24 protein-coding genes, 1 tRNA gene and 1 pseudogene are annotated in these 26,102 nt (G+C 64.4%); 14 read left to right on the top strand and 12 right to left on the bottom strand.

Features of this window, described 5'->3' with window-relative positions:
* Positions 1-86: 86 nt before the first annotated feature.
* Positions 87-854 (top strand): GntR family transcriptional regulator, encoded by a 768-nt coding sequence (locus CT676_RS16210; protein WP_028152288.1) that lies wholly within the window; start codon positions 87-89, stop codon positions 852-854.
* A gap of 25 nt (positions 855-879) precedes the next feature.
* A complete protein-coding gene (locus CT676_RS16205; protein WP_135214920.1) occupies positions 880-2,244 on the top strand; it encodes an MFS transporter in 1,365 nt (454 codons plus the stop codon).
* 45 nt (positions 2,245-2,289) lie between these two features.
* On the opposite strand, the gene CT676_RS16200 is transcribed toward CT676_RS16205, so the two are convergent.
* From CT676_RS16200 to CT676_RS16180, 5 genes are all read right to left on the bottom strand, one after another.
* Entirely contained in the window at positions 2,290-2,523 is a 234-nt protein-coding gene (locus CT676_RS16200; protein WP_063982670.1) for a hypothetical protein, read from the bottom strand.
* Positions 2,524-2,620: 97 nt separating this feature from the next.
* Positions 2,621-3,871, bottom strand: coding sequence for an arsenic transporter (locus tag CT676_RS16195; protein ID WP_167768059.1), 1,251 nt, complete (start codon positions 3,869-3,871; stop codon positions 2,621-2,623).
* 25 nt (positions 3,872-3,896) lie between these two features.
* The gene (locus CT676_RS16190; protein WP_135214918.1) at positions 3,897-5,183 is read right to left on the bottom strand and encodes an MFS transporter; all 1,287 of its coding nucleotides are present in this window, start codon (positions 5,181-5,183) and stop codon (positions 3,897-3,899) included.
* Positions 5,184-5,251: 68 nt separating this feature from the next.
* Complete coding sequence (locus tag CT676_RS16185; protein WP_063982673.1) at positions 5,252-5,692, bottom strand: EamA family transporter; 441 nt, start codon at positions 5,690-5,692, stop codon at positions 5,252-5,254.
* Positions 5,693-5,702: 10 nt separating this feature from the next.
* A complete protein-coding gene (locus CT676_RS16180; RefSeq protein ID WP_135214917.1) occupies positions 5,703-8,180 on the bottom strand; it encodes a PAS domain S-box protein in 2,478 nt (825 codons plus the stop codon).
* A 212-nt stretch (positions 8,181-8,392) separates the two neighbouring features.
* On the opposite strand from CT676_RS16180, the gene CT676_RS16175 reads away from it, so the two are divergent.
* The 4 genes from CT676_RS16175 (at position 8,393) to CT676_RS16160 (ending at position 12,974) form a co-directional block, all read left to right on the top strand.
* The gene (locus tag CT676_RS16175; RefSeq protein WP_135214916.1) at positions 8,393-9,463 is read left to right on the top strand and encodes a putative zinc-binding peptidase; all 1,071 of its coding nucleotides are present in this window, start codon (positions 8,393-8,395) and stop codon (positions 9,461-9,463) included.
* A gap of 175 nt (positions 9,464-9,638) precedes the next feature.
* Positions 9,639-11,654, top strand: coding sequence for an acetyl/propionyl/methylcrotonyl-CoA carboxylase subunit alpha (locus tag CT676_RS16170; RefSeq protein WP_071912973.1), 2,016 nt, complete (start codon positions 9,639-9,641; stop codon positions 11,652-11,654).
* A gap of 157 nt (positions 11,655-11,811) precedes the next feature.
* Positions 11,812-12,678, top strand: coding sequence for an isocitrate lyase/PEP mutase family protein (locus CT676_RS16165; protein WP_135214915.1), 867 nt, complete (start codon positions 11,812-11,814; stop codon positions 12,676-12,678).
* Positions 12,675-12,974 (top strand): acylphosphatase, encoded by a 300-nt coding sequence (locus CT676_RS16160; protein WP_014494616.1) that lies wholly within the window; start codon positions 12,675-12,677, stop codon positions 12,972-12,974. The genes CT676_RS16165 and CT676_RS16160 overlap by 4 nt, the downstream gene beginning before the upstream one ends.
* A 67-nt stretch (positions 12,975-13,041) precedes the next feature.
* Here the strand turns inward: CT676_RS16160 and CT676_RS16155 are convergent, their stop codons facing one another.
* Positions 13,042-14,562, bottom strand: a complete 1,521-nt coding sequence (locus CT676_RS16155; RefSeq protein WP_135214914.1) for a PAS domain-containing sensor histidine kinase — start codon at positions 14,560-14,562, stop codon at positions 13,042-13,044.
* 151 nt (positions 14,563-14,713) lie between these two features.
* On the opposite strand from CT676_RS16155, the gene CT676_RS16150 reads away from it, so the two are divergent.
* The 4 genes and pseudogenes from CT676_RS16150 to CT676_RS16135 all read left to right on the top strand — a co-directional run bounded on the left by CT676_RS16150 (position 14,714) and on the right by CT676_RS16135 (position 17,824).
* A complete protein-coding gene (locus CT676_RS16150) occupies positions 14,714-15,271 on the top strand; it encodes a MarR family transcriptional regulator (RefSeq protein ID WP_135214913.1) in 558 nt (185 codons plus the stop codon).
* Between the two features lie 16 nt (positions 15,272-15,287).
* Positions 15,288-15,953 carry a DUF4166 domain-containing protein gene (locus CT676_RS16145; RefSeq protein WP_135214912.1) on the top strand — a complete coding sequence of 222 codons (666 nt, stop codon included), beginning with the start codon at positions 15,288-15,290 and terminating at the stop codon, positions 15,951-15,953.
* Positions 15,950-17,386: pseudogene (locus tag CT676_RS16140) on the top strand (TIGR01777 family oxidoreductase). The gene CT676_RS16145 and the pseudogene CT676_RS16140 overlap by 4 nt, the downstream one beginning before the upstream one ends.
* A 9-nt stretch (positions 17,387-17,395) precedes the next feature.
* Positions 17,396-17,824: a hypothetical protein gene (locus tag CT676_RS16135; protein WP_135214911.1), complete on the top strand. Its 429-nt coding sequence runs from the start codon at positions 17,396-17,398 to the stop codon at positions 17,822-17,824.
* A gap of 8 nt (positions 17,825-17,832) precedes the next feature.
* On the opposite strand, the gene CT676_RS16130 is transcribed toward CT676_RS16135, so the two are convergent.
* Entirely contained in the window at positions 17,833-18,684 is an 852-nt protein-coding gene (locus CT676_RS16130; RefSeq protein ID WP_135214910.1) for a LysR substrate-binding domain-containing protein, read from the bottom strand.
* Positions 18,685-18,797: 113 nt separating this feature from the next.
* Between CT676_RS16130 and CT676_RS16125 the strand changes: the two genes are divergently transcribed.
* Positions 18,798-19,220, top strand: a complete 423-nt coding sequence (locus CT676_RS16125; protein ID WP_135214909.1) for a 4-oxalocrotonate tautomerase family protein — start codon at positions 18,798-18,800, stop codon at positions 19,218-19,220.
* 45 nt (positions 19,221-19,265) lie between these two features.
* Here CT676_RS16125 and CT676_RS16120 read toward each other — a convergent pair whose 3' ends face one another.
* Together CT676_RS16120 and lipB are read right to left on the bottom strand one after the other, a co-directional pair.
* Positions 19,266-19,979, bottom strand: a complete 714-nt coding sequence (locus CT676_RS16120; protein WP_135214908.1) for a DNA helicase — start codon at positions 19,977-19,979, stop codon at positions 19,266-19,268.
* A gap of 197 nt (positions 19,980-20,176) precedes the next feature.
* Positions 20,177-20,914, bottom strand: a complete 738-nt coding sequence (gene lipB / locus CT676_RS16115; protein WP_135214907.1) for a lipoyl(octanoyl) transferase LipB — start codon at positions 20,912-20,914, stop codon at positions 20,177-20,179.
* Between the two features lie 82 nt (positions 20,915-20,996).
* On the opposite strand from lipB, the gene CT676_RS16110 reads away from it, so the two are divergent.
* Both CT676_RS16110 and CT676_RS16105 read left to right on the top strand, forming a co-directional pair.
* Positions 20,997-21,239 (top strand): FliM/FliN family flagellar motor switch protein, encoded by a 243-nt coding sequence (locus CT676_RS16110; RefSeq protein ID WP_015685538.1) that lies wholly within the window; start codon positions 20,997-20,999, stop codon positions 21,237-21,239.
* Positions 21,240-21,419: 180 nt separating this feature from the next.
* A tRNA-Leu gene (locus tag CT676_RS16105) sits at positions 21,420-21,504 on the top strand.
* Positions 21,505-21,530: 26 nt separating this feature from the next.
* On the opposite strand, the gene CT676_RS16100 is transcribed toward CT676_RS16105, so the two are convergent.
* The 3 genes from CT676_RS16100 to CT676_RS16095 form a co-directional block, all read right to left on the bottom strand.
* Positions 21,531-22,394 (bottom strand): tyrosine-type recombinase/integrase, encoded by an 864-nt coding sequence (locus tag CT676_RS16100; RefSeq protein WP_167768058.1) that lies wholly within the window; start codon positions 22,392-22,394, stop codon positions 21,531-21,533.
* A 115-nt stretch (positions 22,395-22,509) separates the two neighbouring features.
* Positions 22,510-22,989: a hypothetical protein gene (locus tag CT676_RS44040; protein ID WP_167768057.1), complete on the bottom strand. Its 480-nt coding sequence runs from the start codon at positions 22,987-22,989 to the stop codon at positions 22,510-22,512.
* A 1,016-nt stretch (positions 22,990-24,005) separates the two neighbouring features.
* The gene (locus CT676_RS16095; protein WP_135214905.1) at positions 24,006-24,809 is read right to left on the bottom strand and encodes a DeoR/GlpR family DNA-binding transcription regulator; all 804 of its coding nucleotides are present in this window, start codon (positions 24,807-24,809) and stop codon (positions 24,006-24,008) included.
* Positions 24,810-25,061: 252 nt separating this feature from the next.
* Here CT676_RS16095 and CT676_RS16090 point away from each other — a divergent pair, with 252 nt between their 5' ends.
* Positions 25,062-26,081, top strand: coding sequence for an ABC transporter ATP-binding protein (locus tag CT676_RS16090; protein ID WP_135214904.1), 1,020 nt, complete (start codon positions 25,062-25,064; stop codon positions 26,079-26,081).
* Positions 26,082-26,102: the final 21 nt, after the last annotated feature.

The raw sequence follows: 26,102 nt of genomic DNA, 5'->3' as shown, positions 1-26,102 counted from the left end.
TGCTTGTAATATATCACAACATGTTTTAAGGGTCCCACAACTAAGGCGCCACCCAGCAATGAGAGCGCGGCTGACAGGAGGACGACATGGCACGGCGCAAGCGCGCGCTCGAGGTGGTGAGAAACGAGGACGACGGCGAGGGCAAGCCCTCCCGGCGCAACCGGCTCAACTTCTTCGAGCTGGCTTATCAGAGGATCGAAGAGCTGCTCGTCCACTGCGAGCTTAAGCCCGGACAATTCATGACAATGCTGGAATTGCAGCACATCACCGGCTTCGGGCGCACACCGGTGCATCACGCCGTGAATCGCCTCTCCGCTGACACGCTCATCATCATCCGTCCGCGCCACGGCCTGCACATCGCGCCGATCGATCTTGCGCGCGAGCGGATGCTGCTGGCCTTGCGCCGCGACATGGAGCGCTTCGTCGTGCGGCTCGCGGCGGATCGCGCCAGCCTGTCGCATCGCAATCAGGCGCTGCACATCGAGCGTCTGCTGCGCGAACGCCGCGCCACCCTGACCCTCGACGAATTCAACAGCATCGATCGCCGCATCGACGCGCTGGTGCTGGAAGCCGCCGGCGAGCCCTTCCTGGTGCACACGCTGCGGCCGTTGCACACGCTGTACCGCCGCATCGGCTACATCCACCATCGCTTCATGCCGGGGCAGGCCGAACTGTCAGGCACGATCGATCGCCACCTCGCCATTCTCGTTGCGGTCGCCGGCCGCCACGTCGAGGACGCGGTGAAGGCGAGCGATGCGTTGATCGACTACATGGACCACATGTTCACGGGCATGGAGGCGGGGATCGATCCGCGCCTGCTCGATTGCAGCATCGAGCCGCTGCTCGGCACGTAAGAAAGTTTTGAAGAGAGGACCAAAGATGTTAACGACGGCGATGCCACAACCGACCGCGAGCGAAGCCGCGGTCCGTTACCTCATCACGAACTACAGTCCCAAGGGCAACAAGGTCGGCTGGCTGATGATGGCCTCGATCCTGGTCGAAGCCTGGGATCTCTATTCGATCGCCTTCGTGCTGATCTTCATCAAGGAACAGTACAATCCCGATCCGCTGATGCTGGGTCTTGCCGCCGCCGGCACGCAGGGCGGCGCCCTGATCGGCGCGCTGCTCGGCGGCTGGCTCTCCGACAAGATCGGCCGCCGCGTCATGTTCCTGGTGACGATGGTGCTGTTCATCGTGCTCGCGCTGGCGCAGGCCTTCGTGCCGAACGTGACCTGGCTCATCGTGATCCGCTTCCTGCTCGGCATTCCGCTCGGCTCGGATATTTCGACCGGCTACACCTACATCATGGAATCCATGGCCAAGGGTGAGCGCGAGGTCATGGGCAATCGCTGGCAATTCATGTTCGCCGTCGGTGAAGTTCTTACCATCGGTGTCATCGTGATCTTCCTGCTGATCGACATGCAGCACGAGATGCTGTGGCGCGTGACGCTCGGTCTCGGCGCGGTTCCGGCGCTGATTATCCTGATCATGCGTCACGACGTGCCGGAGACGGCGGTGTGGCTGGTGCAGAAGGGACGTTACCGCGAGGCCAAGAAGGTCGCGCGCGAGATGTTCAACGACAATCTCGACATGTTGCCGGACCACGACGTGAAGGTGCCGAAGGTCAGCACACGTGCCTTCATCGCCGACCTCAGGAAGGACCCGATCCGCTGGCGCGCCACGATCTACGGCTGGATCGCCTGTTTCGCGCAAGGCAGCGAGTTCTCGACCTTCGCATTCTATCTGCCGGTGCTGTTCGTGATGGTCGGCGTGTCGAGCGTGCTCGGCATCAACCTGGTGACGATGGCGCTGTTCTCCTTCGCGGCCCTGTCCGGCTGGGTCGGTCCGCTGCTGACGCCAAAAATCGGCCACCGCGGCATCTCGATCGCCGGCTTCAGCATCGTGCTGGCTTCGCTGCTGGTCGCTGCCTTCGCGCTCTACACCGACAACAAGATCCTGCTGCCGTTCGCGGCGGCCGCCATGTTGTGGGGCCACTACTGGGACGCGTCGAACTGCATGACGATCCCGACCATGGTTGCGAAGCCCAAGTATCGCGGCACGGCCAGCGGCTTCGCCTACATGTTCGTGAAGCTGCCGTCGTTCCTGGCGATCTTCCTGTTCCCGACGGTATTCGCCGCGATCGGGCAGGCCAATGCCACGCTGATGGTCGCGATCTTCCCGCTGATCGGATTGCTCGCCGCAATCTTCATCCTGCCGGAAGTCTACGGCTACGAGAACGACTGACGCGTTGCCCGGTCGCGGCCTTGTGGCCGCGATCGGCTTTTCCCGCTACGGGCTCAGGAAGACGGGATTGATCCCGGACCCATGGCCGAGCAGGCCGATCGCCTGAAGCTGGGCGCTGTGGAGGTCGATCTCCACGATCGCGAACAGGGTCAGCAGCACCACGACCGAGACGACGAGCAGGGGGTGATATGTCCCGCCACCTTGTTCCGGCGCGGTGAAGCTCCGAAACGACCGACGTAGGGAAAAACTCTGCGGCAATGCCTTTGATTGAATCTGCATGATGGACCTCCGTGCCGCGCCGTATGAGACTGCGCGACGCGAAGAAGCATAGGTCCGGCTTTGGCGGCGACATTGATGCGCCGCAAATTGCACGCGATTACCGGATCGCAGCCGCAAGCGCTGCGATCAAGGCGGGTGGCGTCACCAGCAGCCCCAGCTTGAGGAACGGCCAGGCGCCGACCTCGATTTTTTCGCGGCGGAGCGCGACCAGCCACAGGATGGTCGCGAGCGAACCGGTGATCGAGAAATTCGGTCCCAGGTCGACGCCGATCAGGATGGCGCTGACGACCGAGGTGGGCAGGTGATCGGCGGCCACGATCGACCCGGCGACGAGGCCGACCGGCAGGTTATTGGCAATATTGGTGGCGATGGCGGTGGCGATCCCAACGCTCCAGCCGGCCCCGGGTACGGACTGCGCGACGGCCTCGTGCAGAAGTGCGCTGAGATGGCCGATCACGCCAGTCTTCACCAGTGCTTCCACCATCACGAAAAGCCCGCCGACCAGCGGCAGCACGCTCCAGGACACGTGCTTCAGTACCGACATGGGCGACTGACGGCTGAGCAGCAGGACGAGGCCGGTCGTCACGGCGCCGCAGATGAAGGTCGGCGGGCCAAGCTGCTTGTCGAGCGCGGAGGCCGTGATCAGCACCACGCCGATCGCAGCAATGCCGATCGCGGTCAGCTTGCCGCCGCGGCTGAGCGCCTTGTGCGGCACGCGGCGCTCGATGATCTCCTGTTTCAGCGCGCGATGCTGGGTGATGCGCAGTACGACAAAGGTCAGCACGATCGAGGCGAGCGAGGGCAGGGCGAACTGACGCAGCCATTCGGTCAGATGCGGCATGCGCGCGCCGAACACCACGAGATTGGCGGGGTTCGAGATCGGCAGCACGAAGCTTGCGGCGTTCGCAATGAAGGCGCAGACGAACAGATAGGGCAGCGGCTTGGCGCCGGCCGCGCGCGTCGCAGCGTAGACGGCGGGTGTCAGCACGATCGCGGTGGCGTCATTGGAGAGCAGCACGGTGACGACGGTGCCGACGAGATAGATCAGCAGAAACAGCCGCTGAGGTGAGCCGGCCGCATATTCGACGGCGAGGGCGGCGAGATAGTCGAACAGGCCTTCGAGCCGGGCGAGCTCGGCGATCAGCATCATGCCGATCAGGAAGAGATAGACGTCGACGCCTTTCTCGATGCCCGTGAGCGCGTCCTGCCTCGGCAGGAGGCCGAGCAGCACCAGGGCACCGGCGCCGATCACGGCCCAAATCGCCTCGGGCAGGCGAAAAGGCCGGATGATGACGCCTGCGGTCGCGGCGACGATGATGCTCCAGGCCCAGATGGCGTCAGACGGCACGTTCAGTCCTTGAGGTTGGGTCGGTTCATTCGGCAGCGATAACCGATGCTGGAGCCGCTGTCTTCCCCTGTACCTGCAAGGTGCCACGCCGGGTCTCGGGCAAGGCGAGGAGGCAGACGACGGCGCCGATCGCGGCGACCGCGCCAAGCGTGATGAACGCCGCGCTGTAGCCGGCGCCGACCACGACGAGGCCCGCAAGCGTCGTCGACAGCGCCGCGCCGATGCTCTGGGCGGTGATGACGGCGCCCTGCGCGACGTTGAAGCGGCCGGTGTTGCGCGTGAGGTCGGCGACGATGACGGGGAAGATCGCGCCAAAGATGCCGGCGCCGACACCGTCCAGAAGCTGCACGCCGACCAGCCAGAACGGATTGTCGGAGAGTGTATAGAGTGCGCCGCGAATGGGCAGGATCAACAATGCGGCGAGGAAGAAGCGCTTGTGGCCCCAGCGGTCGGCCTTCGCGCCGACCAGCATCGCGAACGGCACCATTACAATTTGAGCTGCGACGATGCAGGCCGACATCAGGCTGGTGCCCATGGTCTTGTCCTGCAGCGCGAGTTTCTGCCCGACCAGCGGCAGCATGGCCGCGTTGGACAGGTGAAACAGCACGACGCAGACCGCGAAGACGAGGAGGGGGCGGCAGGTCAGGAGCACCGCGAGACCTGAGGGCTGTTCCGGCTGGTCACCGGTATCGGCGTCGTGCAGCCCGCGGGCGAGGTCGTGGTCGATGGCGCGAGCGGGGATTGCGAGAATGCTCACGAGGCTTGCGACCGCCATGGCAGCGAGAAGGTAGAACACCACGGTCGGGCCGAACCAATAGGCGGAAAGTCCCGCCAGCCCGGCGGCGACTGCATTGCCGGCGTGATTAAAGGTCTCGTTTCGGCCGATCCGCCGGGTGAAGGCGGCATGACCGAAGATGCCGAGCGAGACGGCGGCGATCGCCGGCGGAAAGATCACTGCGGCGGCCTGCGCGATGCCCTGCGAGACCGCGACCGGCAGGAAGGTGGGAAACAGCGGCAGCGACAGTGACGCCAGCGTCACCATGATGGCGGCGATAACCATCGCCAGCCGCTTCGCCCGCGTCGCATCGACCAGCGCGCCAGCCGGCGTCTGCGCCACGATGCCGGCAACGGTCGCGATCGACATCACGAGGCCGATGCGCGCCTCGTCCCAGTGCTGCTCGGTGAGGAGATAGACGGCGAGATAGGGCCCAAGCCCGTCGCGGACGTCGGCGAGGAAGAAGTTGGCCGCATCCAGCGCGCGGCCGGCGCGTCTCGTCTGGTCGGTGGGGTGATGGGAGGCTTGGCTCGACATCGGTCTCTCGATCGAGGCTGGGAAGCGACCGGCCAGAAACCGATCTCACGCCACCTTTGTTCCGCCCTTCAAAACTTCACGGCCAGCAGCACCGCGCCGGCGCCGATCATGGCGATGCCAAGCCAGCCCTGTCCAGTCGGACGCTCGCCGAGAAAGGTGAAGGCGAAAAGGGCTACCAGCACGACGCTGAGCTTGTCGATCGGCGCCACCAGCGTCGCGGGGCCAAGCTTCAGAGCACGGAAATAGCACAGCCAGGACGCGCCGGTCGCAAGCCCGGACAACACCAGGAATAGCCAGGTCTTCGACGAGACCGCCGACGGCACCGCGAATTGTCCGGTGAAGAACAGCAGCACCGAGAAGGCGAGCAGCACCACGATCGTGCGGATGAACGTCGCCAGATCCGGATTGATGTTCTCGACGCCGACCTTGGCGAAGATCGCGGTGAGCGCCGCAAAGCAGGCCGAGAGCAGCGCCCAGGTCTGCCAGGCGGAGAAGAGGGCAGGTTTCATCGATTATTACTCACCTTGCCGCCGCCAACTTCTCCGTGATCGCCTTGCGCAAAATGCGCGACAGCGACTCCACCGAATACGGCTTCTGGATCAGCTCGAACCCGCGATGCGCGTTCTCGGCGAGGACGTTGCTGTAGCCGCTTGTGAGCACAACGGGCAGGCCCGGATAGCGCTCGCGGATGACGCCGGCGAGCTCGACGCCGTTCATGCCGGGCATGATGACGTCGGAGAAGACGAGGTCGACGGCGAATTCGTTCTCGCCGAGAATGCCGAGCGCCGCATTGGCGTTGGCGACCCGGCGGACGACATAGCCGAGATCTTCCAGCAGCTCGGTCGAGAACTGGCCGACGTCGTCATTGTCCTCGACCACGAGCACGCGATAGCCGCGCCCGGTGGTGGCGGCTTCGCTGGTCAGTGCCGCAGCGTCCTTCTCCGCGGCGGGACTGTGCGCCTGCGGCAGATAGATGGTGAAGGTCGCGCCTTCGCCGCGCGTGCTCGTCACCGCGATGTCGCCCTCGGACTGCTTTGCGAAGCCGAAGGCCTGGCTGAGGCCGAGGCCGGTGCCCTTGCCGACCTCCTTGGTGGTGAAGAATGGCTCGAAGATGGCGTCGATGTTTTCAGGGGCGATGCCGCTGCCGGTGTCCGCAACCGAGATCGCGACATAGTCGCCGCCGCGCGCCGACTGCGCACGCAGGCTCGGGATGCCCGCGACCTTGCGCACGGCGATGGTGAGGCGGCCTTCGCCATCCATGGCGTCGCGGGCGTTGATGGCGAGGTTGATCAGCGCGGTCTCGAACTGCGCGATGTCGGCCACCGTGAAGCAGTCGGCATCGTTCACCTCGACGGCGATCGCGATGCGGCCGCCGACCAGCGGCCGGACCAGTTGCGCCACGGCCTCGACCTGGCTGCCGACGTTGAAGATCTGCGGCTTCAGCGGCTGCCTGCGCGCAAAGGCCAAAAGCTGCGCGGTGAGCTTGGAGGCGCGCTCCACGGTGTCGGAGATGGCGTCGACATAGCGGCGGCGGCGTTCTTCCGGCAGCTCGCGGCGGCGCAGGAAGTCGGTCGCGGAACGGATGATGGTGAGGAGGTTGTTGAAGTCGTGGGCGACGCCGCCGGTGAGCTGGCCGATCGCCTCCATCTTCTGCGACTGCCGCAGCGCTTCCTCGCCGCGACGGCGCTCGGTGATGTCGACGGCCTCGGGCACCGCACCGGTGATATTGCCGTGGCGGTCGAGCACCGGACGCATGCCGAAGTCGAAATCGCGCTCCCCGATGGGCAGGCGCAGGCGCATCTCCAGTCGCACCGCTTCGCCTCTGAGCACGGTGTCGAAGGCCTCGCGCACGACAGCGCTCATGCCCTGGGTCTGGTTGAACCAGGGCGTGTCCCAGAACGGTTTGCCGATGACGTCGCGGGCCTCCACGCGAATGCCATCGAGCGCAGTCCGGTTCGCGTAGAGCAGCTCGCCCCTGAGATTGACCAGCCCCTGATACTGGTTGCTTGTCTCCAGGATCGCGCGCAGCCGCGCCTCGTTGGATTCGAGCTCGGCGGTGCGCTCGGTGATGCGCTCCTCCAGCGTCTCGTTGAGTCGCCTCAGCTCGATCTCGGCCTGCTTGGCGGCGGTGATGTCGTGGGCGACGCCGATGAAGCCGATATGCTTGCCGGTCGGGTCCCAGCGCGGCTGCGATTCCGAGCGCAGCCACCGCCATTCACCGCTGGCGTTCTTGTAGCGCGCTTCCAGCACGAACGGCTTCAGCGACGCTTCGCCCTGGACGGATTGCTGCAGCACATGTGGCAGGTCGTCCGGATGCAATATCTTGCGCCAGTCGAAATCGATGGCCCGGTCGTAGGGCAGGCCGATGAAGTCGACATAGGCCTGGTTGGCGAAGGAGCGCGTGCGGTCGAGCTTCGTGACCCAGATCGGCACCGGCGCGCTGTCGGCGATCAGCCGGAAACGCTCCTCGCTCTCGCGCAGCGTCTCGCGCGCGAGCGCCTGGGCGGTGATGTCGATATGGGCGCCGACGAGGCGAATGGCGCGGCCGTCACTGTCGCGCTCGAACTTGGCGACGACGCGGATCCAGCGGGTCTCGCCGTCGTTGGGGCGGATGATGCGGTATTCGGCGGTGTAGTCTTCGTTCGTCCCGGCCAGCGCATCGAGGAAGTGCTTGACCGCGGCGTCGCGATCCTCGGGATGGATGCGGTTGACCCAATCCTCATGCGACTCGTCGGTGGCATCCGCCGGCAGCCCGTGGAGCATCAGATATTCCGGCGAGCGGCGGTTCTTGAAGCCTTCGCGGAAGTCGACCTCGAGGCCGCCGACCTTGCCGATGCGCTGGATACGCGCCAGCTCTGCCTCGCGCTCCTGGAGCGCGTGATAGGCGTTGTCGCGCTCGCGCGCGATCTCTTCGAGGTGCTGGCGCAGCCTTTCGGCGGCGCTGGTATCGGGCAAGGGATCGTTCAAGGTGTCGGCCGTTGTGATGCAAGAGCGCACGTGCCGGGCCGATATTCCCACAGACAAAGCGTGATAGCCATTACTCAAAAGGGGATAAGGACGGAAAGGGCCACCGATCGCAGGGGCGGGTATGAACGAACGCCGGGTCTGGCTATTTGTTCCCGAATGTTGGAACGATGAGCCCCCGCGCGCGTATTTGCGAGGCGTCGCAACTCTTAATCATAAGACTCCCTTCCCGAAGAGGCTAAATCTTGAAGCTCTTTGTCTGCCAGGACTGCGGCAACGTTCTCTATTTCGAGAACCGCGCCTGCGAACGCTGCGGCCACCGCGTCGCGTTCCTGCCGGAGAAGGAGACGATGTCGGCGATCGAGCCCGACGGCGAGGCCTGGATGACGCTCGCCGACAAGGGCAAGGGGCGGATGCTTTGCCGTAACGCCGAATACGACGCGTGCAACTGGCTGACGGATGCGGGCGATACCACCGGCTATTGCCGCGCCTGCCGCCACAACGGCATCGTGCCCGATCTGTCCGATCCGGTTCAGCTCGCCGGCTGGCGCGAGTTGGAGGTGGCGAAACACCGGCTGTTCTATTCCCTGATCCGCTGGAAGCTGCCGCTCCAGACGCGGCAGGAAAATCCCGAACATGGGCTGATCTTCAATTTCCTCGCCGACGATCCGAACAGCGGCCAGAGGATCATGACCGGCCACGATAACGGCCTGATCACGATCGCGCTGACCGAGACCGACGAGATCGAGCGCGAGCGGCGCAGGCTCGAGATGGGCGAGCCCTACCGCACGCTGCTCGGGCATTTCCGCCACGAGGTCGGCCATTACTTCTGGGACGTGCTGGTGCGCGAGGGCGGCAGGCTGGAGCAATGCCGCGCCGTGTTCGGCGACGATTCCGCCGATTACGGCCAGGCCTTGCAGCTCCATTATGCCGAAGGCGCGCCGCCGGACTGGCAGCAGACCTACGTCTCGGCCTACGCCACCACGCATCCCTGGGAGGATTTCGCCGAGACCTGGGCGCACTACCTCCACATCGTCGACACCCTGGAGATGGCCTCCGAGTTCGGCATGGAGGTGCGCCCCCGGGTCGATCGCGACGGGGAGTTGACGGCGCGCATCCGTTTCAACCCCTATGAGACGAGGGACGTCGAGGCGCTCGTCAATGCATGGCTGCCCTTCACCTTCGCCATCAACAGCGTCAACCGCGCCATGGGGCTGCGCGATCTCTATCCGTTCATCCTGTCTCCGGCGGTGGTCGGCAAGCTGGGCTTCATTCACGGCTTGGTCAGGGACGTGGCCAAGGCCGCGAAGCCGTAGGTGCGCTCAGGGGCTCACCAGGCCCATTTCGGTCTTGCGCTGGTACGCCAGAGGGCGCGGATTTAGACCGTTGCCTCCGGCCGATTTTGATGTACCACGGGGGTCACACGGCCCGTCCCCGCAGGCCCCAACGGCCAGGGAAGGGTCCCGCCCAAGGTCGAGACTCAAGAAAAGCATGTTCAAACGCATTCTGATCGCCAATCGCGGCGAAATCGCCTGCCGGGTCATCAAGACCGCTCGCCGCATGGGAATTCAGACGGTTGCGGTCTATTCCGAGGCCGACCGCGATGCCCTCCATGTCGAGATGGCCGACGAGGCCGTGCTGATCGGCCCGCCCGCAGCCGCCGAGAGCTATCTGGTGATCGAGAAGATCGTGGAGGCCTGCCGCAAGACGGGCGCCGAGGCCGTGCATCCCGGCTATGGCTTCCTGTCCGAGCGCGAGGCGTTTCCGCGCGCGCTGGAGGCTGCCGGCATCGTCTTCATCGGCCCGAACCCGGGCGCGATCGCCGCGATGGGCGACAAGATCGAATCCAAGAAGGCCGCCGCGAAGGCCAAGGTCTCGACCGTGCCGGGCTATCTCGGCGTCATCGAGGACGACAAGCACGCGGTGAAGATAGCCGACGAGATCGGCTATCCCGTGATGATCAAGGCCTCCGCCGGCGGTGGCGGCAAGGGCATGCGCATCGCGCATTCGAAGAGCGAGGTTGCCGAGGGCTTCAACCTTGCCAAGGCCGAGGCGAAAGCCTCGTTCGGCGACGACCGCGTCTTCGTCGAAAAATTCATCGTCGATCCCCGCCACATCGAGATCCAGGTGCTGGGCGACAAGCACGGCAACGTCATCTATCTCGGCGAGCGCGAATGCTCGATCCAGCGCCGCAACCAGAAGGTCATCGAGGAGGCGCCGTCGCCGCTGCTCGATGAGGCCACCCGCCGCAAGATGGGCGAGCAGGCCGTCGCGCTGGCCAAAGCGGTGAATTACGACTCCGCCGGCACCGTCGAATTCGTCGCAGGGCAGGACAAGAGCTTTTTCTTCCTGGAGATGAACACGCGCCTTCAGGTCGAGCATCCCGTCACCGAGCTCGTCACCGGCATCGACCTCGTCGAGCAGATGCTCCGCGTCGCCGCCGGCGAGAAGCTCGCGATCAGCCAGAAGGACGTTACGCTCACCGGCTGGGCGGTGGAATCCCGCCTCTACGCCGAGGACCCGTTCCGCAACTTCCTGCCCTCGATCGGGCGCCTCGTGAAGTATCGCCCGCCGGCCGAAGCCAGCCAGGACGGCATCACCGTGCGCAACGACACGGGCGTGCAGGAGGGCGGCGAGATCTCGATCTATTACGATCCGATGATCGCCAAGCTCGTCACGCATGCGCCGTCGCGCGCGGCTGCGATCGAGGCGCAGGCCACCGCGTTGGATTCGTTCTATGTCGAGGGTATCAGGCACAACATCCCGTTCCTGTCGGCGCTGATGCACCATCCGCGCTGGCGCGAGGGACGGCTCTCGACCGGTTTCATCGCCGAGGAATTCCCCAAGGGCTTTGCCGTGCGCGTGCCCGAAGGCGAGGTCGCGCGGCGGATCGCCGCGGTCGGCGCCGCCATCGACCACGTGTTAGGGGAGCGCAAGCGGCAGATCTCGGGACAGATGGGCGGCCGCGTCGTGCAGCGCGAGCGTCGCCGCGCGGTCTGGCTCGACCGCCAGGAGATTCTGCTCGAGGTCGGACGCGAGGGTGAGGCGATCGCGATCCGGTTCGTCGATGCCGAAGGCAAGGCCGGCAATGCGCATCTGCTGCAGTCGCCGTGGAAGCCGGGCGATCCGGTCTGGCAGGGCACCATCGACGGCCATTTCGTCGCGGTGCAGGCGCGCCCGATCGCCAACGGCATCCGCCTTGCGCACCAGGGCGTCGAGGTGCCGGTCTATGTCTGGACCGAGGCGGAAGCAGCCTCGGCACGGCTGATGCCGGTGACCACGGCCTCCGACACCGGCAAGAAGCTGCTTTGCCCGATGCCAGGCCTCGTGGTCTCGATCGCGGTGACCGAAGGGCAGGAGATCAAGGCCGGCGAGACGCTCGCGGTGATCGAAGCCATGAAGATGCAGAATGTGCTCCGTGCCGAGCAGGACGGTACGGTGAAGAAGATCCACGCCAGCGCGGGCGCGACGCTCGCGGTGGACGCGCTGATTCTGGAGTTTGCGTAAAGCAAGTGAGTGGGGCCCTCACTGGCCCCACCAACACCGTCATTGCGAGCGCAGCGAAGCAATCCAGACTGCCTCTGCGGAAAGATTTTGGATTGCTTCGCTGCGCTCGCAATGACGGAGTATGTTGCGGCTGCGTCGCAACAGTTGAGAGGGCACCATGGCCTTTCGTTCCCGCCGCGAAAAACTGCGTTCGATCCTGACCGGCTCGGCCTGCGTTCATCCCGGCTCGGTCTATGACGCGATCTCCATCCGCATCGCCGAGGATCTCGGCTTTCCGCTCGGCATGTTCGGCGGCTCGGTGGCCTCGCTCGCGGTGCTCGGAGACCCCGATGTCACGCTGATCACACTCACCGAGCTTGCCGAGCAGATGCGGCGGATGTCGCGCGCGGCGACGCTGCCGGTGCTGGTCGATGCCGATCACGGCTATGGCAATGCGCTCAACGTGCGCCGCACGGTGCAGGAGCTGGAGACCGCGGGCGCCGCCGGTCTCACCATCGAGGACACGCTGTTGCCGGCCGCCTTTGGCGAGGCAAAGACACAGCTGATCTCGCTGGAAGAAGGCGTCGGCAAGATGAAGGCGGCGCTGGATGGCCGCAGCGATCCCTCGCTCGTCATCATGGGCCGCACTGGAGCTGCCTCGGTCATCTCGATCGAGGATGCGATCGGCCGCGCCAGGGCTTATGAGGCGACCGGCGTCGACGCGCTGTTCTTCACCGGCGTCAAGTCGCGCGCTGAGCTCGAAGCCATCGTAGCCGCGACGCATCTCCCCATCGTGCTCGGCGGCGCGCCGGACGAGTTGAACGCGATTGACTATCTCGCCAGCCAGCGCGTCCGCATCGCGCTTCAGGGCCACGCGCCGATCGCGGCTGCCATGCAGGCCGTCTACGAGACGCAGAAAGCGTTGCGCGAGGGCAGGCCGCCGAAGAACCTCACAGGCCTCCCGTCGCCGGACCTGACCAACCGCGTCATGCGTGAGACCGACGTCAAGGCGCGCAGCGCTGATTTTCTCGGGCTGAAAAAATGAGCCGGGCGATCCTCCAGGTCATGATCCGCGGCCGCGTGCAGGGCGTCGGCTATCGGGCCTGGGTCGAGTATCAGGCGACAACGAGTGGCCTCGAAGGCTGGGTTCGCAACCGCCGCGACGGCAGCGTGGAGGCGCTGTTCGCAGGCACACCGAAGCACGTCGCCGACATGGTCGCGCTGTGCCGCCATGGCCCGCCGTCATCGCGTGTGGATAGCGTGACGAGCGAGACGGCCGGTGCCGATGAGTTGAACCTGCGGAGGGCAGGGGAAGCGTTTTCGGTATTGCCGACGGTGTGAGAGTCACACCTCGCCCCGCAGCGGCGGTGCGCTCCCTCGCCCCGTTCCTACGGAGAGAGGTGAAAAATCACCGCGGCAACTTCGAGATCGCCTCGCTCAGTTCGTGGATCTCGTAGGGCTTGCGCAGGATCGGGAAGTCGCCGCGGACATCGGCGGCGGCTTCGCTGTAGCCGGTGGCGAGCAGGATCGGCAGGCCAGGGTGGATCTGGCGCAGATGACGGGCGAGGCCGAGCCCGTCCATCTTGCCGGGCATCACGATGTCGGTGAACACGAAGTCGACGCCGTTCTTCTCGAGCTCGCGCAAGGCGGACTCGGCGTCGGCAACCCGGTGCACGCGATAGCCGAGCTGCTCCAGCAATCCGATGCTGACGAGCGCGACGTCGGGATTGTCCTCGACCAGCAGCACGGTGCCGCTACCGGGAACCGGCACTGCTTCAGGGATATCGATTGGTGCGGTCGCGGTTTCGCGCGGCAGCAGGATGGTGAAGGTCGTGCCCTTGCCGAGCTCGCTTGCGACCCTGACCGTGCCGCCCGCCTGATGAGCGAAGCCGTGCACCTGCGACAGGCCGAGGCCGGTGCCTTTTCCGACGGGTTTGGTCGTGAAGAACGGTTCGAAGATCTTGTTGACGACGTCCGAGGGGATGCCAAGCCCGGTATCGGCGACGGTGATGGCGACGTACTCGCCGCTGTGGAGCGGATCGTTCAGGACGACGTTGCGTGCGCCGACCGTCACGGTACCGCCGTCGGGCATGGCGTCGCGAGCGTTGATGACGAGATTGAGCAGCGCCGTCTCGAGCTCGGAGACATCGGCCTTGACCGACCAGACCTCGCGGTCGATGTCGAAGGCGAGACGAACGGCGCTCCCGACGCCGGCGTGAAGCACTTCGCGGATCGCCTCGATGCGGTCGCCGAAGCGGATCGCCTGGGGATTGACGCTCTGCCGCCGCGCGAAGGTCAGGAGCTGGGCGGTCAGTGCGGCGCCGCGCTTGGTTGCGGTCTCGATCGCGGACATCGCGCGCTGAATCTTGGCCTCGTCCTCGTCGCGCTTCTTGAGGATGTGAAGGCTGCCGCTGATGATCATCAGGAGGTTGTTGAAGTCGTGCGCGACGCCGCCGGTGAGCTGCCCGAGCGCATCGAACTTCTGCGACTCGGCAAGCTGCCTCTGCATCGCTTCGAGCTTGAGCTGCGAATTGCGCCGCTCGGTGATGTCGCGGGTGATCTTGGCGAAGCCGACCAGGCTGCCGTGCTCGTAGATCGGATCGATGATGACGCTCGCCCAGAAGAACGTGCCATCCTTGCGAACGCGCCAGCCTTCCTCCTCGTAGCGACCGTGGTCCCGCGCGATGCCGAGGGCACGGGCGGGCTTGCCGTTGGCGCGGTCGGTCTCGGTGTAGAAGCGCGAGAAATGCTGGCCGACGATCTCTTCGGGCGAATAGCCCTTGATCCGCTCGCCGCCGATGTTCCAGCTCGTGATGATCCCGGTGGGATCGAGCATGTAGAGCGCGTAGTCCGCGACTCCTTCCACCAACAGCCGAAAACTGCGCTCGCTTTCGAACAAGTCTCTCTGTTGACTGGACTTTGTCGTCATTCTCAACCCGCCTGGAACCGGGGCAAACGCCCGGAAGGGTGTTTGGTTCCCGTTCTCTGGGCCGTTTTTAGGCAAATACGACGGACGGTATACAGGAGGCAAGCCGGCGAGCGCTCTTGACAATCAGTCGCGCTCGTCAGATATTTCTGTTATGACAGAAATAACCGGAAAGAAGAAACTGCCCGCCGCCGTCGAGTGCTTCATCCTGCATTGGGGCGACATGGGGGACGGGTGGGGCGTCAACCGCTCGGTCAGCCAGATCCACGGGCTGCTTTATCTCGCCGAGGCGCCGATGACGGCCGAGGACATCGCCGACACGCTCGGCATGGCGCGCTCCAACGTCTCGAACTCGCTGAAGGAGCTGCTCGCCTGGAATCTGATCCGGCGGGTGCCGATCCTCGGTGACCGCCGCGACCATTACGAGGCCGAGACCGACATCTGGGAGGTCGCCGCGAGAATCGCGGCACGGCGCAAGGAGCGGGAGCTCGATCCGGCGATCACGGCGCTCCGGGCCTGCGTGTCCGATGCGGCCGACGATCCCACCATCAATCCGGTCGCAGCCAAACGGCTGAAGGAGATGCTCGCCTTCACCGAGCTCGCCGACCACTGGTTCATGCAGATGCTGAAGGTGCCGCGACCGCGGCTGGTCGCCTTGATGCGGCTTGGCGAGAAGATCGCCAACCTGCTGCCGCTGGGCAAGGCCAAATAGCGTTGAGGAGGGTGCGATGACGTCGGCTCGATTATCAGGCTCCAGCGCATCTCCCTCAGCTCACGTCAAACTACTCGACGACCGCCGCTTCCGCGCGTTGCTGTCGGACGAGGATTGGGGCCGGCTGCCGCTCGCGACCTGGCGGCGCTTCTCGAAACGCGTCGCCGACGGCGACAGCGTCGTCTATCTCGGCGTGGTCGACGAGGTCAGCTTCAGCGAGATCGGCTGGTGGTTCGCGCAAGCCGCTCGCCTGATCGGCGGACCGCTGCCGACCGGCCGTGACACCGGTGTCCCCATGATCGTGACCGTCACCGAGGACGGCGCGACCGGCGGCCAGACCTGGACCCGCATCTGCACGCGCAAGCGCGGCTTTCCGCAAGTGATCCATTCCGCCAAGCGTTTTGCCGGCCCGACCGGGCTCGAGGAATATGTCGGCTTCGGCGTCTCGATGGCGCTCCGCATCGCGGTCGAGGGACAGGCGCTGACCTTCCGTAGTGCCGGTTACGGACTCCAGCTCGGACGCTTGTGGATCCCGCTGCCGCAATGGCTCACGCCCGGCGATCCCACGGTGACGCATAGCGATCTCGGCGAGGGCGCCTTTCGTTTCACCCTCGATGTCACTCACCCGCGTTACGGCGCGCTGATCCACCAGTCCGCCGTCTTCAGGGAGGCCGTATCATGACGCCGCTGTTGTGGACCCTCATCGCCATCCAGATCGTGATGGGCGTGTTCGACACCTTCTATCACCACGAATTCACCGAGCGCCTGGCTTAGCGCCCGTCGCAGCGTTTCGAGCTGAAGCTGCACGGCATCCGCAACATGCTCTATGCGCTGCTGTTCCTGCTGCTCGACTGGTTGGAGGTTTACGGCGTGCTGGCGATCCTGATCGTGGCAGTCCTGGTCGCCGAGATCGTCACTACGCTGATGGATTTCGTCGAGGAGGATCTGAGCCGCAAACTGCCGCCGAGCGAGCGGATCAACCACACGCTGCTCGCGATCAACTATGGCGCCATCCTGGTGCTGCTGCTGCCGGTGCTGATCGAATGGGCGATGCAGCCGTTCGGCGTGAGTGTCGTGTATCAGGGCCTGCTCAGCATCGCCGCCACTGCCTGCGCAGTCGGTGCAGCGCTCTGCGGCGTCAGGGACTTTGCCGCGATGCGCCGGCTCGGCCGCATGCGAAGCGTGCCCGCGCACGGGCTCGTCGAGAAGCTCCCCGGCCGCAAGACCGTGCTGATCACTGGCGCCACCGGCTTCATCGGCAGCCGCCTAGCGGCGAGCCTCAGCGGGGCAGGGCACGACGTCATCGCGCTGATCCGCAACCCCGCGAAGGCCGAGATGCTGCCGCCGCCGGTCACGCTGATCACCAGCCTTGATCAGCTCGCCGCGGACACGCCAATCGACGCCATCGTCAATCTCGCCGGCGAGCCGATCGGCAACGGCCTCTGGACCGAGGCGAAGCGCGCGAAAATTCTCGGCTCCCGCATCGACATGACCGGCGAGGTCGTAAATCTGATCGCGCGGCTCGAGCGCAAGCCGGAGGTCCTCGTCAACGGCTCTGCGATCGGCTGGTACGGCCTATGGGCCGACCAGGTGCTGACGGAATCGGCGAAGTCACATGCCTGCTTCAGCCACGAGCTGTGCGCGGCGTGGGAAAAGGCGGCGCGGCCGGCCGAGGAGCTTGGCGTCCGCGTGGTCTGTTTGCGCATCGGCCTCGTGCTGGGCACCGAAGGCGGCTTCATCACGCGCATGTTGACGCCGTTCGAGTTCGGCCTCGGCGGTCCGCTCGGCACCGGGCGGCAGTGGATGTCCTGGATCGAGCGCGACGATCTGATCCGGCTGATTGCCTATGTGATGGCGACGCCCGATCTCACTGGGCCCGTCAACGCCACCGCGCCGATCCCGGTCACCAACGCAAAGTTCACCGAAGAGCTCGGCCGCCGTCTGCACCGGCCCGCGGTGTTTCGTATCCCCGGCGGGTTGTTGCGCCGGATCGGCGGCGGCTTTGCCGACGAACTCCTGCTCGGCGGTCAGCGCGTGCTGCCGAACAAGGCGCTGAGCCGCGGCTTTGTCTTTCGGCACGAAACGCTTCGCAGCGCGTTCGAGGCGATCCTGTGAGGTGATGTCATGGCTTGCGAGACCTGCGCCCGGACGACACGAGGCTGGCTTGGCGGATGCCTGACGGCGACGGCCGTTATTCGGCTGTTCTTTCTGTTCATCCTGGCGTTGGCTAGTGCCAATCGCGTCACCCCAATGTCCCCGTGGGATTTTGTCTTCGCGATCTTGATCGGCGTGCCACTGATCTTGTTCTTCGTTTGCGTGCTCAGTGGCATTCCGTCGATTGCGGCAATCTGGCTGAGCGAACGGTTTTGTATCCGATCGCTCGCATTCTTTGTTCCTGCGGGCGGCTTGATCGGAGCCGCGAGCCAGATGGCGCTCTACCGGTCTTTCGCTTCATTCGCCGAACTGGGTTGGCTGTTCGTGGTCGCCGGCTGCTTCGCCGGGTTGGGTTATTGGTATGTCGCAGGCAGATTTGCCGGCACGGAAAAGGGGTGACTTGCGAGCTAAGCCGCCACGCTCCGGAACGTCGCAGCGACCGCGCGCAGCGCTGTCAGCTTGGCGGGATCGCTGACCTTCGAATGCAGCATCACCTTCGAGCTGCCGAGCTTCGGCAGCTTGTGCGCAGGCCCGACGTCGATCAGCCCGGGAGGCGCGATCCGGCGCGCGAGCGGCGCAATCGCGAGGCCAGCTAGCGCGGCCGCGACCACCGCGGTGACGCCGCCGCCGACAAAGCGTTCGCGCCAGGCGAGGCCGGCCTTGTCCAGCGCGCGGATGGCGACGGCGCGGACGCCGCAGGGCGGGGCGAGGGTTGCGAGCGGCAGCGGCTCACCCTTCGGCAGGGTGAAGCGTCGAGCGGCGAACCAGCCGAACTCATCCTCGGTCAGCTTCTCGCCGCCGCGGCGGCTGCCTTCCTGGCGGACGATCACGGCGTCCAATTCGCCCGCGTCATAGGCGTCCTGCATCTCGCGCGAGAAGCCGATGGTGACGGCGAGGGTTAGGTCGGACGACATCGCATGCAGGCGTTCGAGCAGCGGCACCAGCTCGGGGCCCGCGGCGTGATCGGAGATACCAAGCGAGAGCGACTGCGCGGCCGGGGCGTCGCCCGACAGCGCACTGTCATGCGCCTCCATCAGTGCGCGGGCGCGATCGAGGAACGCGGCGCCGTCGGCGGTGAGCCGGACCGCCCGCGGCGAGCGCTCGACGAGGCGTTTTCCCAGCAGTGCCTCCAGCCGCTGAAGCTTGAGGCTGACGGCGGCCTGCGTCGTGCCGAGTGCTTCGGCGGCGCGCGTAAAACTCTGGAGGTCGGCGACCAGCAGGAAGGCCTTGATGGTGGCGATGTCGAGTGTGGCTGTCATTATGAATGGTTATCACTGGTATCAACAGAGATAAGATACTAAAATGACGGAGCAAGGTCTACCTTCTCATCAACGCCGCGCAAACGCCGCGCAGCATCTTGAGGAGAACCACCATGCCCCTGATCACTGTGTCCTACACCGCCTCTCGCCAGTCGCCGTCGCTGAAGGCCGATATCGCCAACGCCGTGTCGGAGCTCACCGCAAAGATCCTGCACAAGGATCCCAGGGTGACCGCCATCATCGTGAAATCGGTCGACGCAGGCGACTGGTTCGCCGGCGGCAAGTCGCTCGCCGAGCAGAAACTGGCCAGCTATTGGATCGACATCCATGTCAGCGAAGGCACCAACACCAAGGACGAGAAGGCGGCCTATCTCGCCGCAATGTTCAAGCGCATGGCCGAGATTTTGGGCCCGCTGCATCCCGAGACGTATCTGCATGTCGACGAGGTCAAGGGCGACGCCTACGGCTTTGGCGGCCTGACCCAGGAGCGGCGCTACATTGCCGGCAAGCTCGAAGTTGCGTTGCAGGCAGCTTGAGGTCGCAAGCCGCGGGTGAAGAAACTCGCCCGCGGCCTGAAGCCATCAGCTCGCCGCGCGGAACTGGACTTCGGCGTTGTTGATGAAGCACGTCTTGTCGAACAGCTTGAGGTCCAGCGGGTTCGGCAGCCTGATATCGTCGAGGTCTGGGCACGGCTTGACCGACGGATCATAGGATCGATCGATCTGGGAGATGAAGACGACGATCAGCCCCGCGTTGCGCGCGAAGGATTTCAGTGCGCGCACCTGAACAGCGAGATCAGGATTTTCCCGCCTCTGGTCGAGCAGTTGCAGATAGTCGATCACCACGACCGTGCCACGAGGCGCCGCGGCCATTTGCTTGACGACGTAGTCGGCGCTGATGGCGTCGGAGCAGTCGATCTCGAACATCTCAGCGAATTGCGCGGGGTCCACGCCAATCGCCCGCAAGCGGTCGAATACGTCTTTCTCGGTGTATTCGAGCGAGAAGAACGCAGCGCGATGGCCCGACTTCATGGCCTCCACCGCGAGTTCGAGGCTCATCAGCGTCTTGCCCTGACCGGGGCGCGCGCCCACCAGCACCAGATCACCCGGCCGGAATTGCGGGAACAGGCGATTGGCGGGCGTCAGAGCGGCGGCCTTTGCCGCGAGCATGCTCCAGGCGGAAAACCCTTCCGTCGCAGCGATGCGGTCAAGCGCGTCGTGGAGCGGAATGCCTTCCTCGCGCGACAGGCGCCTGGCTCGTCGCTTCAGATGATAGATCGGCGCAGAGAGTCTCATCGTCAAAACCTCCCATTGCGAGCAGAAAGCGCAATCCCTCCTTATGCCTGGCGCTCGAACAGTCGGTCCGATGATCATTCGCCCGGCATGAAGTCTGCTTTCCCGGCGGAGGGGGGAGGCGTGGGCGGCACCGGGATCGACCGTAGCCGATTCCGCGCCTGCGGAGAATGCGGGCGGTGTGTGTCCAACAGGAAACGCTAGACGGCCGCTTCCGCCACCAGCGCGCGGGTTGGCCCGAACAGCTCCTCGAACGCCTGGCGCAGCGCGACGTCGACATCGGCCATGGTCGCGAGCTTGCCGAGATCGACCAGCGAGGTGACGCCGTAGCGGGGATCGGCGACGCCGCAGGGCACGATGCCGGCGAAATGGGACAGCTCCGGCTCGACATTGATGGCGATGCCGTGGAACGAGACCCAGCGCTTCAGCCGCACGCCGATCGCCGCGATCTTGTCCTCGTGCTCGGGCCCCTTGTCGGGGCGCTTCACCCAGACGCCGACCCGGTCCTCGCACCGCTCGCCGCGGACATTGAAGGCGGCGAGCGTCCGCAGGATCAATTCCTCCAGGCTCGCGACATAGGCCCGGACGTCCGGCCGGCGCCGCTTGAGGTCGAGCATGATGTAGGCCACCCGCTGGCCGGGCCCGTGATAGGTGAGCTGCCCGCCGCGCCCGGTGGCAAAGGTCGGGAAGCGGGGATCGAGCAGGTCGGTTTCCTTGCCCGAGGTGCCGGAGGTGTAGAGCGGGGGGTGCTCGAGCAGCCAGACCAGCTCGGGCGCCTCGCCGGCGGCGATCTGGGCGACTCGCGCCTCCATGGCGGCCACGGCCTCCGGATAGGGCACCGGCGCGTCCGAGATTCGCCATTCCACGGGCTCGCCGGTGGAGGCGGAAAACGACGTCAAATCGAGGTCTTGGCGGGGGTTTTGAGGCGAATTAACCATTGGCTAACCATAACGTGGTGATCATCTGGGGAGCAAATGCCAAGTCCTTTGGCTTAAGTCCCAAGTTGCGGCGGTCCTGACAGTGCCCACTCTCGATAAAGTCACCGTGGATCTCATGGTCGTCCTCGGGACGACCACCATGCCGATCCATCAAGTATTACGTCTTTCCCGCGGCGCCATCATCGAACTGGACGCAACCGAGGCCGACGAGGTCAAGGTTCTCGCCAACAATCTGCCGGTCGCCTCGGGCGTCGTGCTGGTCGACCGCAACCGGATCGCGGTCGAGGTCAAGCAGATGCTGCCACGCACGACGGGGACGCGGTAGCGGCCCCGGGTACCCGGCGGGGCCGGGACACTCGATAGGGCCGATCCGGGCATGGGTCCGGATTTTTCCTGCCAAGCTTGTGGAATTCTGGGCCTTTGCAGGCTTGTACCCCTCTGATGGATTTGTTAGATCGGCGCCGTTGATCCGGCAGGCCTCAAGCCCTAAGCCGGCATCCCCAAAGCGCTCGTGGCGGAATTGGTAGACGCGCTGCCTTGAGGTGGCAGTGAGTAAAATCGTGGGGGTTCGAGTCCCTCCGAGCGCACCACAAACCCACCTTTCACGTTGAAATCATTAGACTTTTTTCCGAATGTTACCCGGGAAAGTTACCACTTCGTTCGCGCGCGACGTTCTCACGCTGTTAGTCTCCTGCCTGGGCACAAAATCATCAAGTGACTGGCCCCGATCGAACGTGACGATTTTCTCCATCCCGCTGATCCCGAGCCTTTCTCGATTCGCCTGAGCGATGTAGTGGGCGGGCATTTTGGGGTCGGTCCAGCCGAACATCGCCATCATCTGGCTCTCGGTGCAGTCGGCGTAGGCCGCGACTTCGGCTCTCGCCTTGCGGACGCCATGGCAGCTTTTCTTCGGCTCATTCACCCCGGCCAGGACCGCGAATTTTTTGAACTTGGCCGCCCATGCCTTCTTGTTCATCGGGAGAACCCGACCGCGGACGAGTTTGCCGGTGAATACCTCGGCGCCGACGATGTTTGCCGCGCGCGCTGCCCTCAGGCTCTCGGCGAACTCCGGATGGACGGGCACCGTTACGGTGGTATTGCCCCGGCTCTTGTCGGTGGCGATCTGCACTGCCATCTTCCGAACGATCTGCCGCAGGTGAGGTGGCCCAAAACGATGGGCATCTCCAAGCCGCAGGAATGTGTAGTGCAGGATGTCGAACATCAACCGGGCTTCGGTGCCCAGCGACCACCTCGCGCGGTAGCGGGCCATGTCGTCCTCGGTCCAGGGCAGAAAACCGCCAGTTTCGCGGCTCGCTTTTGCCTTGCCGGATTTCAGGCCGATGGTCGGATCGTCGTCTTCGTCGAGATGTCCCTCGTCGATCATCCAGCGGATCATGCCCCGAACCGCCGATAACAAGTTGCCCGCCTGCGACGGGGTACGCGCCTTCATCTCCGCCCTGATGACTTTGCGCGTCAGCACCGCAAACGGCTTCTCGCCATTCTCGGGCAGCAGCGACTCGATCAGTCCGGTACGCTGGAGTCGGGTCGATTCCGCAAGGCCCTCGTGACCGACACTGAGATCGCCGAGCCAGTGGTCACTTCGCTTGTAGCCGTTCCAGTACCAGCGCAGCGTACCGGGGCGTGCCGGCGTCTTCGGTGGAGCAGGGCGGTCCTCGTTGCGGCTTCTGCGCGTTGATGTAATCGCTCTCGTCGCCGTATAGCGCGATCTGGGCGGCAACCGCGGCATCCACCTCGTCGCCGAACTCAGTCGTGCCGTATGCAGCCTTGATCCGGATCTTCGGCAGCCGGTTGCGCAGTTGCACGTAGTACCTGACTTGACCACGTTGGCTTACGTCGACGTGCAGGTAGCGACGTTCCGGCTGGTCCGGCTTCGCCATGCCTTTGACGCGACGCATGCGCAGAACTCCCCCCAGTGCCGCAACGCCTGCCTCGTAGGCAGCGTCGAACGCTGGCGTTCCGTATTCCTCGGCGATCCCGATCCTTCGGCCCTTACTGCTGACTTTCACGTACCAGCGCAGTGAGCCGGACTCGGAATAGTTGAAATAGAGATACATCCGACGATCCCCGGCTGCGCGGGGGTCGCGTCGTTCCTTCCCAAGCATTGGCGTCTCCGTGGACCAATGCCTGGAGTCTAGCGATGCGGTGACTCCGCATCAATTGCATAAGGTGCGTTTCACCCGCTTTCGGTGCGCTTCAGGTGAAGCCGTAATGCTTCAGAAGGTGTCCATACCGGGTCAGTATCATCCACCGGTTGGGGACCTGAGGCACTCGTTGTTAGCGAGATCCGAATAGTGCCTTCTGCATCAACTATGACCGCGCTCGCGCCAGCTTCTTTAGCGGCGCGGATCGCGCGAGCAATATCTGCCTGTGTGACTTTGGCTGGTCGCCGCGGCATGACCATCTCCCGACTGCAATGTTAGCCGGCTTCTCGCCGTCCAGGATGGGTGACTGCGAAATCAAAAGTGGAGGAGGGAGCGTGCCGCGCGGCCTCATTTAACTGCGTCTATGACGTTCACTCTAGTGAAGCCAAAGAAAGTCTGGAGAACGATGGGCTAGCGGAAGAAGAAAAAGCTCTTTCGTGGGGCAATAAAGTCGAAAGCAAGGAAAGAGATCATTTTCTCTTGACCCATTCCTTGTGAGGGCACCGCGCAACCGTTTCACTGATGCAATAAGGGACTTGTAACGAGTCGCCGCGCGAAGATCGCGCCGAGCTGTAATGCCTTAATGTCGGTAGCCGCAACACGATCCGTTTTGAGAAGATCGTGCCGATCTGTGGTGAGGAACAGGCCCATCTTCAGCATTACCCGTCAATCGGACAGCCTCGGGCTTGTCATAGTTCGGGCGACGGCGCTCCTTGGAACGACTAGAACGAGACAGCTCGTCGCTCGCTTATCAGCGTCAGCAAAATCGGACACAGACCCTCCGACCTGCGTAAACGATCTGGTCGGCGTCAGCCGAGATGCGTAACTCTTCGCTGAACGGCGCTGTCAGGCGAAATGTCGAGAAGATCATGTTCAAGCCGGCTCAGTCCGGCGCGCATGCCATCGGCCCAGCCATATAGGAATTCGACTTAGCGAAGGACGCCCGCCGCATCGAGCGTGCGCGCGTCGTTCGCCGCGTGAATTAGACCGCCATATCTGTCGGCGATCGGCTGGAACGCCGCTGGCAACCGATCATTGATAACGAGATGATGGCAGTCGTCGAGGTGGCCGCCTCGAACTGTCGCATTGCGCCCAAACTTGGTGATGTCGGCCACCAGTACGACCGTTCGCGCGTTGGCCGCTATGGATTGCCGAGCTTTGACTTCATCGACATGGAAATCGAGCAGCGTCCCGTCCTGATCAACTCCGCCGACGCCGAATATCCCGAAATCGGCGCGAAAGCCCGAAAAGAAACGTGCGGCGGCTTCGCCGACGATATCGCGGTCGAGGGAGCGGAGCGTACCGCCCGCGATCGTGATTTCGACGTCTGGATTGTGTGCGAACGCCGCGGCGACGTTCAGGCTATTGGTGATCACTCTGAGATCGCCGCGGCGGGAGAGTGCCTGCGCGACATATTCGGGCGTCGTGCCGAGCCCGATCATCAGCGACGCGCCATCGGGAATAAGTTTCGCGGTCGCTTGCGCGATGCGCTGTTTGGCGTCGGCGTTCAATCCCTGCCTGCTGCCATAGGCGAGGTTCTGATTCTGGACGGGGAGGCTGACGCCGCCGTGGATCCGCCGGAGCAGCCCCTGGTCGCAGAGCGCATTTACGACGCGGCGAATGGTTTGCTGCGTCACGTCGAACCGCGTCGCAAGATGCTCGATCGAGGCGAAACCTTCGCCTCGCACAATCTCGAGAATGTGGGCCTGGCGTTCGGTGGTGGTGCTGAGCATGGGCTCTCCGTGCCCACCGAAAGTATCATTCGAACATGCTTGGCGCAAATTTCTATTTCATATGCTGTCATACTATGTTCATATGAACAAAATAATCGCTACGCCGATGAATGTTGCGTGGTCATGGGGAGAGACACGGATGGATCGGTCTGCGTGTCGTGACCGACCTTGCGCTGCTCCGCGCGAGCAGGACGCAACGCGTTTGCGCGGCGACATTTTGCACAGATCACCGCAATCGAGAGCGAATCGGCCATGTCGGCGATCACGCTGAGCCACGTCTCCAAGTTCTGGGGTGCGATGCGCGCTGTCGATGACGTCAGTCTGACGGCGGACGAGGGCTCGCTGCTGGTGCTGCTCGGGCCTTCCGGATGCGGCAAGTCCACTACGCTTCGCTTGATTGCGGGGCTCGAAGAAGCCGATGCGGGCACGATCACCATTGGCGGCGTCGACGTCACGCATCTCACCCCTGCGCAGCGGAAGATCTCCATGGTCTTCCAGTCCTATGCGCTGTTTCCGCATTTGAGCGTGGCCGAGAATATCGTGTTCGGCCTGCGCGTGCGGCGCGTATCGCGCGCCGAGCGGGACGAACGGCTCAAGCGTGTGGCCGACATCGTCGGGCTAAGCCATCTGCTTGAGCGCAAGCCTTCGCAATTGTCCGGCGGCCAGCGCCAGCGCGTGGCGCTAGGACGGGCGATCATCGCGGAAGCGCGGGTCTGTCTCATGGACGAACCGCTCTCGAATCTGGACGCCAAGCTGCGCCACGAGATGCGAACCGAGATCCGCGCGCTGCAGCAGCGCCTTGGCATGACCATGGTTTACGTGACCCATGACCAGACGGAAGCCATGACGATGGCCGACCGGGTCGTGCTGATACGCGACGGTCGCATCGAGCAGAATGGTTCGCCGGAGGAGCTCTACAACCGCCCCGCAACGGCGTTCACGGCGCGTTTCATCGGCACGCCGCCGATGAATCTCGTGCGGCAGGGCGATCGGCTCATCGGCATCCGGCCGGAGCACATCCGCATCGTCGCAGGCGGCGATCATGTCGTGCGCGTCAAGGCCGTCGAGCATCTCGGCGCGGACAGCATCGTACTGTGCGAGATTGATGGGCAGCCCATCTCGGTGCGGCTTGATGGTTTCAGCAAGGTTCAACCGGGCGAAAACGTCGGGATCGCGTGGGACGCGGGGCACGAACACCGGTTCGATTCCACCACGGAAGTCCGGCTGGAACACATTGTCAAAGAGGGGCGGCTGGCAGCCTCCGACCGTTGAGAGCGGTGGCTTTAGAACGGC

The sequence above is a fragment of the Bradyrhizobium sp. MOS001 genome (genome assembly GCF_004634465.1).
GTDB classification, from domain to species: domain Bacteria; phylum Pseudomonadota; class Alphaproteobacteria; order Rhizobiales; family Xanthobacteraceae; genus Bradyrhizobium; species Bradyrhizobium barranii.
This window is presented reverse-complemented; position numbering and strand designations above follow the sequence as displayed.

What these genes read in the sequence shown, in the direction of transcription:
- CT676_RS16210 (WP_028152288.1), top strand. Translation starts at nt 87, where the DNA reads ATGGCACGGCGCAAGCGCGCGCTCGAGGTGGTGAGAAACGAGGACGAC.
- CT676_RS16205 (WP_135214920.1), top strand. Translation starts at nt 880, where the DNA reads ATGTTAACGACGGCGATGCCACAACCGACCGCGAGCGAAGCCGCGGTC.
- CT676_RS16200 (WP_063982670.1), bottom strand. Translation starts at nt 2,523, where the DNA reads ATGCAGATTCAATCAAAGGCATTGCCGCAGAGTTTTTCCCTACGTCGG.
- CT676_RS16190 (WP_135214918.1), bottom strand. Translation starts at nt 5,183, where the DNA reads ATGTCGAGCCAAGCCTCCCATCACCCCACCGACCAGACGAGACGCGCC.
- CT676_RS16185 (WP_063982673.1), bottom strand. Translation starts at nt 5,692, where the DNA reads ATGAAACCTGCCCTCTTCTCCGCCTGGCAGACCTGGGCGCTGCTCTCG.
- CT676_RS16170 (WP_071912973.1), top strand. Translation starts at nt 9,639, where the DNA reads ATGTTCAAACGCATTCTGATCGCCAATCGCGGCGAAATCGCCTGCCGG.
- CT676_RS16165 (WP_135214915.1), top strand. Translation starts at nt 11,812, where the DNA reads ATGGCCTTTCGTTCCCGCCGCGAAAAACTGCGTTCGATCCTGACCGGC.
- CT676_RS16160 (WP_014494616.1), top strand. Translation starts at nt 12,675, where the DNA reads ATGAGCCGGGCGATCCTCCAGGTCATGATCCGCGGCCGCGTGCAGGGC.
- CT676_RS16155 (WP_135214914.1), bottom strand. Translation starts at nt 14,562, where the DNA reads ATGACGACAAAGTCCAGTCAACAGAGAGACTTGTTCGAAAGCGAGCGC.
- CT676_RS16150 (WP_135214913.1), top strand. Translation starts at nt 14,714, where the DNA reads ATGACAGAAATAACCGGAAAGAAGAAACTGCCCGCCGCCGTCGAGTGC.
- CT676_RS16145 (WP_135214912.1), top strand. Translation starts at nt 15,288, where the DNA reads ATGACGTCGGCTCGATTATCAGGCTCCAGCGCATCTCCCTCAGCTCAC.
- CT676_RS16135 (WP_135214911.1), top strand. Translation starts at nt 17,396, where the DNA reads ATGGCTTGCGAGACCTGCGCCCGGACGACACGAGGCTGGCTTGGCGGA.
- CT676_RS16130 (WP_135214910.1), bottom strand. Translation starts at nt 18,684, where the DNA reads ATGACAGCCACACTCGACATCGCCACCATCAAGGCCTTCCTGCTGGTC.
- CT676_RS16125 (WP_135214909.1), top strand. Translation starts at nt 18,798, where the DNA reads ATGCCCCTGATCACTGTGTCCTACACCGCCTCTCGCCAGTCGCCGTCG.
- CT676_RS16120 (WP_135214908.1), bottom strand. Translation starts at nt 19,979, where the DNA reads ATGAGACTCTCTGCGCCGATCTATCATCTGAAGCGACGAGCCAGGCGC.
- lipB (WP_135214907.1), bottom strand. Translation starts at nt 20,914, where the DNA reads ATGGTTAATTCGCCTCAAAACCCCCGCCAAGACCTCGATTTGACGTCG.
- CT676_RS44040 (WP_167768057.1), bottom strand. Translation starts at nt 22,989, where the DNA reads ATGTATCTCTATTTCAACTATTCCGAGTCCGGCTCACTGCGCTGGTAC.
- CT676_RS16095 (WP_135214905.1), bottom strand. Translation starts at nt 24,809, where the DNA reads ATGCTCAGCACCACCACCGAACGCCAGGCCCACATTCTCGAGATTGTG.
- CT676_RS16090 (WP_135214904.1), top strand. Translation starts at nt 25,062, where the DNA reads ATGTCGGCGATCACGCTGAGCCACGTCTCCAAGTTCTGGGGTGCGATG.